The organism is Enterococcus sp. DIV0712, from assembly GCF_050554855.1.
GTDB classification, from domain to species: domain Bacteria; phylum Bacillota; class Bacilli; order Lactobacillales; family Enterococcaceae; genus Enterococcus; species Enterococcus faecalis.
Genome location: NZ_CP187333.1, coordinates 1,893,100 through 1,906,252, shown reverse-complemented (window position 1 = coordinate 1,906,252; position 13,153 = coordinate 1,893,100). Strand labels below are relative to the sequence as shown.

Genomic DNA, 13,153 nt, shown 5'->3' with positions numbered 1-13,153 from the left:
TTTATGAATATTGAAAAAATGACAACCACGCTTCAAGAGGCGATTGCTGAAGCTCAAAAAGTTGCGGTGACACGGCAACATCAAGAAATTGATATCGCACATTTATGGAAAATTTTTCTTCAACCAAACCATTTTGGGCGTAATTTTTACACAGATGCTGGTTTAGATGTTGACGCATTTGAACGAGAAGTAGATAACGCGTTAGATGAATATCCAAGTGTGGCAGGCGGTAATGTACAATATGGTCAAAATTTAAGTCAAAATTTGTTCCATTTATTGCAAGAAGCTGATTCACTTCGAGAAGAATTCCAAGATGAATTTTTATCAACCGAAATTGTACTTTTAGCTTTAATGAAATTGAAAAATTATCGTTTAACAAAATATTTAATGCAACAAGGCATTACGGAAAAAGAGTTAAGAAAAAATATTGAAGAGATGAGAGGAGGAGATCGTGTGACTTCTCAAAACCAGGAAGAACAATATAAAGCACTAGAAAAATACGGTGTTGACTTAGTACAACAAGTAAAAGCAGGAAAACAAGATCCAATCATTGGTCGTGACGAAGAAATTCGTGACGTTATTCGGATTTTATCAAGAAAAACTAAAAATAATCCAGTCTTAATTGGTGAACCAGGTGTTGGTAAAACAGCGATTGTTGAAGGATTAGCACAACGAATCGTTCGTAAAGATGTTCCCGAAAACTTAAAAGATAAAACCATTTTTTCTTTAGATATGGGTGCCTTAATTGCGGGAGCAAAATTCCGTGGCGAATTTGAAGAACGGTTAAAAGCTGTTTTAAAAGAAGTGAAAAAAAGTGATGGCAAAATCATTTTATTCATTGATGAAATTCATAATATCGTCGGAGCTGGTAAAACAGAAGGCAGTATGGACGCCGGGAATTTATTAAAACCGATGCTAGCACGTGGTGAATTGCATTTAATCGGTGCCACAACGCTTGATGAATATCGCCAATATATGGAAAAAGATAAAGCCTTAGAACGTCGTTTCCAAAAAGTATTAGTCAAAGAACCAACAGTAGAAGATACAATTTCTATTTTGCGTGGCTTAAAAGAACGATTTGAAATTCACCACGGCGTGAATATTCATGACAATGCTTTAGTTGCTGCCGCTACTTTATCCGATCGCTATATTACTGATCGTTTCTTACCAGATAAAGCGATTGACTTAGTCGATGAAGCAAGCGCAACGATTCGAGTGGAAATGAATTCGATGCCAACAGAGCTCGATCAAGTAACACGTCGGTTAATGCAACTAGAAATTGAAGAAGCGGCCTTGAAAAAAGAATCAGATGATGCAAGTAAAAAACGGTTAGCCAACTTGCAAGAAGAATTAGCAGATTTGCGTGAAGAAGCCAACTCAATGAAAATGCAATGGGAAACGGAAAAAGAAGAAGTTAATGCGGTTTCCAACAAACGTGCAGAGATTGATAAAGCAAAACACGAATTAGAAGATGCTGAAAATAATTATGATTTAGAACGAGCTGCTGTTTTGCGTCATGGAACAATTCCACAATTAGAACATGAATTGAAAGAATTGGAAGAAAAGAACGCTAAAGATAACGTCAAAATGGTACAAGAATCGGTTACTGAAAACGAAATTGCGCAAGTGGTCGGTCGTTTAACCGGCATTCCTGTGACAAAATTAGTTGAAGGCGAACGAGAAAAATTAATGAAACTGAATGAAACATTACACAAACGTGTGATTGGTCAAGATGAAGCCGTCGATGCTGTTAGTGATGCGGTGATTCGTTCAAGAGCAGGCTTACAAGATCCAAATCGCCCACTCGGTTCGTTCCTTTTCCTAGGACCAACTGGTGTTGGTAAAACAGAACTTGCTAAAGCTTTAGCTGAAGATTTGTTTGATTCTGAAGATCATATGGTACGGATTGACATGAGTGAATACATGGAAAAACATGCCGTGTCTCGTTTGGTTGGTGCCCCTCCAGGCTATATTGGTTATGAAGAAGGTGGCCAGTTAACAGAAGCTGTTCGTCGAAACCCTTATACAATTGTCTTATTAGACGAAATTGAAAAAGCGCACCCAGATGTCTTTAATATCTTATTACAAGTTTTAGATGATGGTCGTTTGACAGATTCTAAAGGTCGGGTCGTTGATTTTAAAAATACGGTTTTAATTATGACAAGTAACATCGGCTCTCAGCTTTTATTGGAAGGTGTGACACCTGAAGGAACAATTCCAGAAGAAGTTGAAAATCAAGTCATGAATATTCTAAAAGGACACTTTAAACCAGAGTTCTTAAACAGAATTGATGATACTATTTTATTTACACCATTAAGCTTGGATAATGTGAAAGGAATCATTGGTAAAATGACCGCACAACTTGCTCATCGTTTAGAGCAACAAGAAATTGTGTTGGAAATCACTGATGAAGCTAAAACATGGATTGCTGAAAATGGGTATGAGCCAGCTTATGGAGCTCGTCCGTTAAAACGTTTCATTACTCGCGAAGTCGAAACACCATTAGCAAAAGAAATTGTTTCTGGACGAGTAATGCCAAAAACAAAAGTCACGATTAGTCTATTAGACAATCAATTAGTTTTTGAAAATGAACCAATAGAAGAAGTATAAAAAAAGAACGAGCGAATTCGCTCGTTCTTTTTTATTATGACAATCGTTGCTTAATTTCTTCCAACAAATCCTCTTCTGAAGAAACAACCCGACCATTCAATTTAATCAAACCAACTGTGTAAAGGTTTAAATAATGGAATTGATTTTCAGCGACTTCGCTCAAAGCGTCAAGCTTTTGGTGATTATCAGCACCTTGTTGGCGGCTGTCTGTGTAAAGGGCAACCACCGGAATTCCTTTGGCATAAGCAACACCAATTTCGGAAGCTACGCCCGCATCAATGGTTGGACCGTCTAATAAAGCAACCAATAAGTCGCTAGCAAGGACGTTTTCTGTATCTGCTAAGGCAATCATTTTACTATCGGCATAAGCAGATTTGTCGTTAATCGCCGCATTTTCTTGTGGTAAATAAAGATCGATTGTTTTATCCAATTGTCGAATTTGTTCGACTAAATAGGCATTATAACGTAAGTCAGCTTGCGAAAATAAAGGTCCTGCAAAATAAATTTTTGTCATTTGTCTGTCTCCAATCCAAGGGTTTAGAAATAATCACTAAAATAAGCTTCTTGGTCAGGAAAAATCCGTTCCAAAGAATTTAAAGTTTCTTTATCTGTATCAATGCGCTCAATTCGATGTAAGTACGAAGGGCGTCGGTAATTCATGACTAAACAAGTTAGTGTTTGAATATCTAAGTGAACGGCGGTGCCTAAAGGTTCATCCGTAATGGTTACTTGATCATTTTCATCCCAAATTAAGCCAAAAATACCATTATTCCACTCAGCAACAGGATCTTTAACGACAAAATGGAAGGGCTTAGCCGTACTTTCAAAAGGAAAGTTTTCTAAAAAGGCTTTGACATCAACAATTCGAGCCATATAATAGGGCTCAATGCTTTCTTTAATTTGGCTGTCTTCTAAAAGAAAGGCTAGTGGTTCATTTTTATAGATATCGCCCTTGACCCAATAAACCATCGAAAAATGCGCAGTAATAAAATTCCACAAGCCATTTCGGGCTTCTTGGTTCAAGTAAAACATTTCCTTAATATGAAATACCTCATCGGCCACCCAATAGAAAAGTACTCCTAAAGGTTCTTGATTGGCACCATAATAGACAGCAGCAGTCCGTTCTTCCTCGTTTTCGAAACGCCAATATTCTTCCCAGTTGAAGGCACTACGAATGAGCGCGCCGTGATTTTGACGAGCGAATCGCGCATAGACATCAAAGACATCTGGGTGATCGACAGCTAATCGTTCAATCATTCCTGGAACTGGAACGGTTTTTGGTAATTGTGTATCCCGAATTTTAAAAGATAACTTGTCGGACATGATTTCCCAACCTTTACGTCGGTAATAAGGAATGTTGTAAGGGAAAAGATAAGAAATCCACTGTTTATCTTGGCGCATTTCTTCTAATGCCGTTTGAATCAAGTCTTTCATTAAGCCGTGGTTGGCATATTCAGGATAGGTACCGACACCAGTAACGCCGCCCATTTTATACAAAGCGCCATGGATATTGACTTCGCATGGATAGATAGCAATTTGTGAAATTAATTGATTTTCGTGAAACCAGCCAAATACTTTTGAAAGTTCTAAAATCGGTTGTTTTGATTTGATAAATGCGCGTTTGTTTTCAAAACCACTTTCTTCAATATCTGCTTCAGTCACTTGAAAAACATAGGAAAGAAGTTCATTAAATTGATCAATGTGTTCTTCCTCAACAGGCTTTAAGGTCAGTTGCTTTCGAAATTCTTGTTCATCCATTTTTCCATCTCCAATAAATTTACTGTTTTTAGTATACCAAATTTTTCGAAACTCTGTTAGCCTTTCGAAACCAAAAGAATAAAAGGGAAGTGCTTTAAATCTTCTTCAAAAATTGGTATAATGAAAAGTGCTGATTATCCTAGACCTTTAAACATGATAATTTGATAAAAAAGGCAACTAAAATATAACAATTGATTGATGAAGCTAGCAGGGAGCTAGCTTTTCTTAAAAGAAATGAGGCAAAAAATGAACAATAAAGAAATGAAAGCAAGACAAGAGAAAATTCGTAATTTCTCGATCATTGCCCACATTGACCATGGGAAGTCAACTTTAGCCGACCGGATTTTGGAAAAAACAAATACAGTTAGCAGTCGAGAAATGCAAGATCAATTACTTGATTCAATGGATTTAGAGAGAGAACGCGGCATTACCATCAAATTAAACGCAATTGAATTAAACTATACAGCCAAAGATGGTGAAACCTATACTTTCCATTTGATTGACACACCAGGGCACGTCGATTTTACCTACGAAGTTTCTCGTAGCTTGGCAGCTTGTGAAGGGGCTGTTCTAGTTGTTGATGCGGCGCAAGGAATTGAAGCGCAAACGCTAGCAAATGTCTATTTGGCATTGGATAATGACTTAGAAATTTTACCTGTTATTAATAAAATTGATTTACCCGCCGCTGATCCAGAGCGTGTTCGGACAGAGATTGAAGACGTAATTGGAATTGATGCATCGGAAGCTGTTTTAGCAAGTGCAAAAGCAGGGATTGGGATTGAAGATATTTTAGAACAAGTGGTGGAGTATGTACCAGCTCCATCAGGCGATATTGAGGCTCCTTTAAAGGCTTTGATTTTTGACTCTATTTACGATAGTTATCGGGGGGTTGTTTTAAACATCCGTGTAATTGACGGTGTCGTTCGTCCTGGGGATAAAATCCAAATGATGAGTAACGGTAAAACGTTTGATGTAACAGAAGTCGGCGTTTTTTCACCGAAACCAATTGCTCGTGATTATTTAATGGTTGGTGATGTGGGCTATATCACCGCTAGCATTAAAACGGTTCAAGATACACGGGTCGGGGATACAGTGACTTTGGCCGACAATCCAGCAGCAGAAGCACTACCAGGCTATCGCAAAATGAATCCAATGGTTTATTGTGGCTTATATCCAATTGATACGTCGCGCTACAATGATTTACGGGAAGCATTAGAAAAATTACAATTAAATGATGCGGCGTTACAATTTGAACCAGAAACATCGCAAGCTTTAGGGTTTGGTTTCCGTTGTGGTTTCTTAGGTTTGCTGCACATGGATGTTGTTCAGGAACGTTTGGAACGAGAATTTAATTTAGAGTTAATTACAACAGCACCGTCCGTAATCTATCACGTTAATAAAACTGACGGAACAACCGTTGTTGTTGACAACCCAGCTGAATTTCCAGAACCAGTAACGATTGAATCTGTGGAAGAACCTTATGTTAAAGCGCAAATCATGGTGCCAAACGATTATGTAGGAGCAGTAATGGAATTATCACAACGTAAACGTGGCGAATTCATTACAATGGATTACTTAGACGATTATCGTGTAAACGTAGTTTATGAAATTCCGTTATCTGAAATCGTGTTTGACTTTTTCGATAAATTGAAATCAAGTACAAAAGGCTATGCATCCTTAGATTACGAAATGGCTGGCTATCGTACCAGCCGCCTAGTGAAAATGGATATTCTATTAAATGCTGAAAAAGTGGATGCGTTAAGCTTTATTGTTCACCGAGATTTCGCATTTGAGCGTGGTAAAGCGATTGTTGAGAAACTGAAAAAACTAATTCCACGTCAACAGTTTGAAGTCCCAGTTCAAGCGGCGATTGGTCAAAAAATTGTGGCTCGTTCAGATATTAAAGCCTTACGCAAAAACGTACTGGCTAAATGCTATGGTGGCGATGTTTCTCGTAAACGTAAATTGTTAGAGAAACAAAAAGAAGGGAAGAAACGGATGAAACAAATTGGATCCGTGGAAGTTCCTCAAGAAGCCTTTATGGCGGTTCTGAAAATGGATGAAGATGATCAGAAAAAATAACTTATCAAAAAAGTACCTCAGTCTGAGCTGAGGTGCTTTTTTTTTTGAAAATATAAATTAAAGTAAACTATAGTTTAAAATAAAACACGCAAAATTGCGTGCTTTTTTATATTGTGATAGTATATACATACGAAAGCTTATAAATAATCAAAATAATTTTGCAAATCAAGTAAATAAGGAGAGAACAAATGGCTGGAACAATAAAAGAAATTGCTGAAAAAGCAGGAGTATCTAGGGGAACTGTGGATCGAGCATTGAATAATCGCGGCCGAATCAATCCTGAGGTTGCTGAAAAAATTAAAACAATAGCGAAAGAAATGAACTATGTTCCGAAGAAAAAAAAGATGGCCAAAGAAGAACCAATCAAATTAGGTGTTGTGACACAATTGGCAAAATCTTCTTTTATGATTCCAATTCGATCAGGTTTACAAGCAGTTATAGGTGATCTAAAAAAAAGAAATATTGATTGCTTTTTAGAGGAAATAGACGGGGTCGATGAAGCGGCGCAGTTACAGGCACTTGAACGCTTGTTAGAACTTGGTGTAAAAGGAATTGCCATCATGCCAGTTGATAGTGTGGCGATTAGGGAAAAAATCAATCAGCTTACGGAACAAGGCATTAAGGTCATCACATTCAATTCGGACATTGTTGGTAGTAAACGTCAATGCTTTGTCGGAATGGATAACTTTAAAAGCGGGAAGACAGCTGCTGGATTATTAGGAATGTTGACAAAAGGAGAGGGAGATGTCCTAGCTATTACTGGATATTTTGGAAATAGTGTGAATAGTTTACGAGTTGCTGGTTTTGTTGAAGAATTGAAACAGTCATTTCCACAATTGAAATTAACAGGTGTTCAAAGCAGTTTTGATTCGAGCGATGAAGTCGAAAAGATTTTAAGTGACACATTAGAGAACTATACTAATTTAAAAGGCGTCGTTGTGTTTTCAGGAGGTCAAGCAGGAATTGCTCGTGTGTTGAAAAAAAGGGCAGGTAAAGACAGACCGTATGTGATTATCTATGATTTAACTGAGAAAAATATCGAGATGCTGAAAAAAAATCAAGTTGATTTTCTAATTGATCAAGATGGTTTTACGCAGGGCTATCGTTCTTTGCTATTATTAGCGAATCAACTACAGAACAATAAAATTATGACAGAAGAGATGTTATTTACAGATATCATTATTAAAACAAAATATAATCTTTAAAAGAAGTGTGAATCTTGCTGTAAAGCAATTCATGCTTCTTTTTTTGCGTTCTTTTAAAATGCACGCAAAAAATATGTGCTAATTTAATGTTGCACGCATTTTGAAAGCGTGCTATAATTCGTTTGTAAATAATAGAAGAACGAAGAAGAGGTGGATCTATGAGTTATATTAGCTTTGATCAATCAAAAGAATTTGATCTAGTTCTTTTAGGTAGAGTGGCTATCGATTTTAACCCTGCCTATAATGAGCAAGTTAAAGAAGAATTTAAGCCTTTAAAAAATGTTCATATGTTTGAAAAGTTTGTGGGAGGGTCTCCTGCAAATATTTCCGTGGGTATCACCAAACATGGGATGAAAGCTGGCTTCATTGGGAAAGTATCCGATGACCAGTTCGGAGAATATGTTATTGATTATTTTAATGAGCAAGGCATTGATACTTCTCAGATAAGTAAAGCGCAGCATGGCGAAAAGTTGGGTCTGACTTTTACAGAAATGTTATCGCCTAAAGAAAGTAGTATTTTAATGTATCGGAACCAAGCTGCGGATTTACAACTAAGTGTCGAAGATATCGATGAAGATTATTTGAAACGTTCAAAAGCCTTATTAATTTCAGGGACTGCTTTGGCGGAAAGCCCTTCAAGAGAAGCCGTGTTAAAAGCTGTGATGTTAGCGAAAAAAAACAACGTCAAAATTATTTTTGATATAGACTATCGAGAATACAATTGGAAAAATGTGGATGAAATCGCTATTTATTATTCAATAGTTGCGAAAGAATCAGATATTATTATGGGCTCGAGAGAAGAATTTGATTTAACTGAAAGATTGATTCAACCAAATATGACAGATAATGAAAGCGCTGTTTTTTGGCATAATTGTGGCGCTCAAATAGTCGTTATTAAACACGGGATGAAAGGCTCAACAGCTTATACAGCAGATCAACAACAGTTTTCAATTAAACCATTTCCAGTGGAGGCACGTAAGGGATTTGGTGGCGGTGATGGCTATGCAGCTGGATTTTTATACGGTTTATTTGAAGGTTGGGAAATTATCGATTGCTTAGAGTTTGGCTCAGCGGAAGCTTCGATGATGGTCAAAAGTAACAATTGCTCAGATTCTTTACCAACGACGCAAGAAGTAAAAGAGTTCATTAAACTGGAGAAGGAAATATACGGCGAAATGATCGCTAGGATTTAAGGTGGATAAAATGGAAAAGACGATTCGTTTAACGACAGCACAAGCATTATTAAAATTTTTGAATCAACAATATATCAGCATTGATGGAAAAGAAACACCTTATGTGGAAGGAATCTTTCATGTATATGGTCATGGGAATGTTTTAGGGATTGGTCAAGCGTTGGAACAAGCTCCGGGACATTTAAAAAGTTACAGTGGAAAAAACGAACAAGGGATGGCTCATGCTGCTATCGCTTTTGCTAGACAAAGTTTACGTAAGAAAATATTCGCAGTTTCAGCGTCTGCTGGTCCAGGTTCAGCTAATTTATTGACTGCTGCTGGAACCGCCTTCGCTAATAATATACCTGTATTGTTTCTGCCAGCAGATACGTTTGCTACTCGGCAACCAGATCCCGTATTACAGCAGTTGGAACATGAATCAAGTGTAACTTTTTCTACCAACGATGCTTTCCAAGCGGTTTCTCGCTATTGGGATCGTATTAATCGGCCAGAACAACTGATGTCAGCATTGCTACGAGCATTTGAAGTTATGACCAATCCTGCAACTACAGGACCTGCCACCATTTGTTTGCCACAAGATGTTGAGTCAGAAGCCTATGATTATCCAGTAGAGTTTTTTAGAAAAAGAGTTCATTATATCGATCGACGGATGCCGACAATTCGTGAGCTTGAAACAGCTAGTCACTTGATAAAGGATAGTAAACACCCAGTAATTATTGTAGGGGGCGGTTGCAAGTATTCAGAAGCAGGTGAGAGCCTTCAGAAAATTTCTCAAGTTCATCAGATACCTTTGGTTGAAACACATGCTGGTAAATCAACTGTTTCATGGAAATTTGAAAATAATCTTGGAGGCTTGGGAATTTTAGGTACCTCAGCTGCTAATAAAGCTGTTCAGCAAGCGGATTTGATTATTGGAATTGGCACGCGTTATACGGATTTTACCACTGCATCAAAAAGTATTTTTAATTTTGAAAAATCAAAAATGATAAATATTAACGTAAGTCGACCACAGACTTACAAAATGGAAGCGTTTCAAATTGTGGGAGATGCTCGAGCAACCTTAGAAGGAATTCTGCCAATGATAGAAGGATATCGAACGGCTTATGGTGAAAAAATCACTGAACTGAAGAACGAATGGGTGAAAGAGCGGGAACGATTAAAAACAACTCATTTTAAACGGAAAGGTTTTGATCCGGAAATCAAAAACCACTTTACACAGGATATTTTAAATGATTATGCTGATTCTTTGAATACAACTCTGACACAAACAGAGGTTTTCGTTCATTTGAATGATTTTGTCGAAGATGATGCGATTGTGATTGGTTCGGCAGGGTCATTACCAGGAGATATGCAACGATTGTGGAATCCTGTAAAGGAAAATACTTATCATTTAGAGTATGGCTATTCTTGTATGGGCTATGAAATTGCTGGTGCAATGGGGGTACGGCTTGCTAATCCTAATCAAGAGGTTTACGCATTAGTCGGTGACGGTAGTTTTTTGATGTTGCATAGCGAACTGGTCTCTGCATTACAATATGACAAAAAAATCAATATTGTTCTGTTCAATAATTCTGGGTTCGGATGCATTAATAATCTGCAAATGGAGAATGGCGGCGTAAGTCAAGGGACGGAATTTAGAAATACAAAAGGCGAAATTATGAATATCAATTATGCTAAAATCGCTGAAGGATATGGTGCCAAAGCGTATCAAGTCCATTCGATTGAAGAACTAAAACAGGCGATTGTCGACGCGAAAAACCAAACGCAATCGACATTGATTGAAATAAATGTTCTTCCTAAAACGATGACTGCTGGTTACGATGGTAGTTGGTGGAATGTCGGTGTTGCTGAAGTATCAGAAAAACCAGCGATTCAAGAAGCATACCAAGTTAAAAAAGAAAAACTTGCAACTGCTAGAAAATATTAGGTATTCGTTATACAACCAAAAAGTTAGGAGCGAATGAATTGAAAAAAACATTGAAACATCAACCGTTGATAAAAGAACTAGCTCCCGGTGTTCGACAAGTTCAAAATATTCGAAAAAACAACACTGATTTACAGTATATTGAGTTTCAAGTTCTTGAATTAGATAATGGAGCAATGTATCAAGGAGCTGGTAATGAACTGGAAGTTTGTATCGTCGTATTAACTGGCAAAATCAATGTTAAGGTGGGCGATAAATGGTACGAGAATTTAGGTAAACGAACCTCTGTTTTTGAAAAAATTCCGACAGATAGTATCTATATTCCAGCAAAAACGTCGTTTGAACTAATAGCAACTTCTGATACTGTTCGTTTGGCCCTTTGTTATTCGCCAGCTAAAAAAACGTTACCAGTGCACGTGATTACCGCTGAGGAAAATACGGTTGAAAAACGAGGGATATATCAGAATAAACGACTAGTGCATAACATTTTACCAGACAATGTCGATACTGCCAGTAGTTTGTTGGTGGTTGAAGTCTACACTGAAGGTGGTAACTTTTCTAGCTATCCACCACACAAACATGATCAAGAAAATTTACCTGACGAATCTTATTTAGAAGAGACGTATTATCATGAGCTGAATCCAGAGCAAGGCTTTGTTTTCCAACGAGTATATACAGAGGATGGTTCTATAGATGAAACGATGACTGTAGAGCATCAAAATGTTGTGGAAGTACCTAAGGGATATCATCCTGTCGGCGTGCCAGATGGCTACACCTCTTATTATTTAAATGTGATGGCAGGACCTGAACGAATTTGGAAGTTTCATAACGAGAAAAAACACGAGTGGATTTTAAATCGGAACGAATTGACTAACCATTAGAAACAAAAAAATAAGTAGACTTTTTTAGGAGGAAAATAAATGACTCGATTTTTAAAGAATTATATAGGTGGCCGCTGGGTAACAAGTGCAGCCACTGAATTTGAAGAAGTGGTCAATCCGGCAACAGAAGAAGCATTAGTAAATGTTCCATTATCTAGTGAAGCAGAAACTGCAGAAGCAATCAGAGTAGCGGATGAGGCTTTTCAAACATGGAAAAAAGTAAGTGTTCCAGTTCGTGGCCGCTATCTTTTCAAATTGCATCATTTATTGATGACGAATAAAGAAGAGCTAGCACGATTAATTACGCTTGAAAATGGAAAATCTTTGTCAGAATCATTAGGTGAGGTTCAGCGAGGGATTGAAAATGTCGAGCATGCAGCGGGCATTACGAATTTAATAATGGGTGATTCTCTATCCACAGCGGCTACAGATATTGAAATTACCAATTACCGTTATCCCATCGGTGTTGTTGGGGGAATTACTCCTTTCAATTTTCCGATGATGGTACCGTTTTGGATTTTCCCAATGGCGTTAGCAGCAGGGAATACGGTGGTGCTGAAGCCTTCCGAAAAAACGCCATTATTGATGGAAAAAATTGTTGAATTAATAGAAGAAGCAGGATTTCCAAGTGGCGTCTTTAATGTTGTCTATGGGGCACACGATGTTGTTAATACTTTATTGCGTGATCCATTAGTAAAAGGAATTAGCTTTGTAGGTTCAAAAAATGTTGGTGAATATGTCTATAAAGAAGGAACAAAAAATCTGAAACGAGTCCAGGCATTAACTGGCGCAAAAAATCATGTCATCGTTTTAAAAGATGCCAACCTTGATCGTGCAGTAAAAGACATTATCGGTGGCTCTTTTGGATCAGCCGGTGAACGCTGTATGGCTGCTTCGGTGATCGTTGTAGAAGAAACTATTGCAGATCAATTCGTTGAAAAATTTAAGGCTGCAGCACAGACGATAAAAATTGGAAATGGTCTGGAAGAAGGAGTCTTTTTAGGCCCCGTGATTCGAAAAGAGGCGCAGCAACGAACATTTGATTACATTCAAAAAGGTATTGATGAAGGAGCGGACTTATTGTTAGATGGCCGTGAAAATATTCCTGAAAAAGGCTACTTCGTGGGACCTACGATCTTTGATCGTGTCACGATGGACATGAAGATTTGGCAAGATGAAATTTTTGCACCCGTTGCCTCAATTGTTCGAGTGAAAAATCTAGAAGCAGCAGTTACACTGACCAATCAATCAGAATTTGCTAACGGTTCATGCCTCTATACGAGTAATGCTTCAGCTATCCGTTACTTTAGAGAGAATGTTGATGCAGGAATGTTAGGCATCAATTTAGGTGTACCAGCACCAATGGCTTGGTTTGCTTTTTCCGGCTGGAAACACTCTTTCTATGGTGACTTACACGCCAATGGAAAAGACAGTGTAGAATTTTATACACATCGAAAAGTTGTAACTGCTCGATACGCTCCTAGCGAAATAAACTAGTTT

The 13,153-nt window shown here is 37.7% G+C and carries 9 protein-coding genes; 7 read left to right on the top strand and 2 right to left on the bottom strand.

Annotated elements, in window-relative coordinates; all coding sequences use genetic code 11:
• Positions 1-3 precede the first annotated feature (3 nt).
• Positions 4-2,610 carry an ATP-dependent chaperone ClpB gene (gene clpB / locus IGL42_RS09160; protein ID WP_002362158.1) on the top strand — a complete coding sequence of 869 codons (2,607 nt, stop codon included), beginning with the start codon at positions 4-6 and terminating at the stop codon, positions 2,608-2,610.
• Positions 2,611-2,644: 34 nt separating this feature from the next.
• Here the strand turns inward: clpB and IGL42_RS09155 are convergent, their stop codons facing one another.
• Together IGL42_RS09155 and IGL42_RS09150 are read right to left on the bottom strand one after the other, a co-directional pair.
• Positions 2,645-3,124, bottom strand: a complete 480-nt coding sequence (locus IGL42_RS09155; RefSeq protein WP_002362885.1) for a nucleoside 2-deoxyribosyltransferase — start codon at positions 3,122-3,124, stop codon at positions 2,645-2,647.
• A 23-nt stretch (positions 3,125-3,147) separates the two neighbouring features.
• Positions 3,148-4,368 carry a GNAT family N-acetyltransferase gene (locus tag IGL42_RS09150; RefSeq protein ID WP_002356813.1) on the bottom strand — a complete coding sequence of 407 codons (1,221 nt, stop codon included), beginning with the start codon at positions 4,366-4,368 and terminating at the stop codon, positions 3,148-3,150.
• 246 nt (positions 4,369-4,614) lie between these two features.
• On the opposite strand from IGL42_RS09150, the gene lepA reads away from it, so the two are divergent.
• The 6 genes from lepA to IGL42_RS09120 all read left to right on the top strand — a co-directional run bounded on the left by lepA (position 4,615) and on the right by IGL42_RS09120 (position 13,150).
• Positions 4,615-6,450: a translation elongation factor 4 gene (lepA, locus tag IGL42_RS09145; RefSeq protein WP_002362155.1), complete on the top strand. Its 1,836-nt coding sequence runs from the start codon at positions 4,615-4,617 to the stop codon at positions 6,448-6,450.
• 188 nt (positions 6,451-6,638) lie between these two features.
• The gene (locus tag IGL42_RS09140) at positions 6,639-7,655 is read left to right on the top strand and encodes a LacI family DNA-binding transcriptional regulator (protein ID WP_002385780.1); all 1,017 of its coding nucleotides are present in this window, start codon (positions 6,639-6,641) and stop codon (positions 7,653-7,655) included.
• Between the two features lie 158 nt (positions 7,656-7,813).
• Positions 7,814-8,848 (top strand): 5-dehydro-2-deoxygluconokinase, encoded by a 1,035-nt coding sequence (gene iolC, locus IGL42_RS09135; protein WP_002362153.1) that lies wholly within the window; start codon positions 7,814-7,816, stop codon positions 8,846-8,848.
• A 10-nt stretch (positions 8,849-8,858) separates the two neighbouring features.
• Complete coding sequence (gene iolD, locus IGL42_RS09130) at positions 8,859-10,775, top strand: 3D-(3,5/4)-trihydroxycyclohexane-1,2-dione acylhydrolase (decyclizing) (protein WP_010710608.1); 1,917 nt, start codon at positions 8,859-8,861, stop codon at positions 10,773-10,775.
• 38 nt (positions 10,776-10,813) lie between these two features.
• Entirely contained in the window at positions 10,814-11,653 is an 840-nt protein-coding gene (iolB, locus tag IGL42_RS09125; protein ID WP_010710607.1) for a 5-deoxy-glucuronate isomerase, read from the top strand.
• A 39-nt stretch (positions 11,654-11,692) separates the two neighbouring features.
• A complete protein-coding gene (locus tag IGL42_RS09120) occupies positions 11,693-13,150 on the top strand; it encodes a CoA-acylating methylmalonate-semialdehyde dehydrogenase (protein WP_002370405.1) in 1,458 nt (485 codons plus the stop codon).
• The last annotated feature ends 3 nt before the right edge of the window (positions 13,151-13,153 follow it).

Bases quoted from the DNA above. Each gene is read 5' to 3' on its own strand.
- iolD (WP_010710608.1), top strand. From the start codon at position 8,859: ATGGAAAAGACGATTCGTTTAACGACAGCACAAGCATTATTAAAATTT.
- lepA (WP_002362155.1), top strand. From the start codon at position 4,615: ATGAACAATAAAGAAATGAAAGCAAGACAAGAGAAAATTCGTAATTTC.
- IGL42_RS09120 (WP_002370405.1), top strand. From the start codon at position 11,693: ATGACTCGATTTTTAAAGAATTATATAGGTGGCCGCTGGGTAACAAGT.
- clpB (WP_002362158.1), top strand. From the start codon at position 4: ATGAATATTGAAAAAATGACAACCACGCTTCAAGAGGCGATTGCTGAA.
- IGL42_RS09155 (WP_002362885.1), bottom strand. From the start codon at position 3,124: ATGACAAAAATTTATTTTGCAGGACCTTTATTTTCGCAAGCTGACTTA.
- IGL42_RS09150 (WP_002356813.1), bottom strand. From the start codon at position 4,368: ATGGATGAACAAGAATTTCGAAAGCAACTGACCTTAAAGCCTGTTGAG.
- iolC (WP_002362153.1), top strand. From the start codon at position 7,814: ATGAGTTATATTAGCTTTGATCAATCAAAAGAATTTGATCTAGTTCTT.
- IGL42_RS09140 (WP_002385780.1), top strand. From the start codon at position 6,639: ATGGCTGGAACAATAAAAGAAATTGCTGAAAAAGCAGGAGTATCTAGG.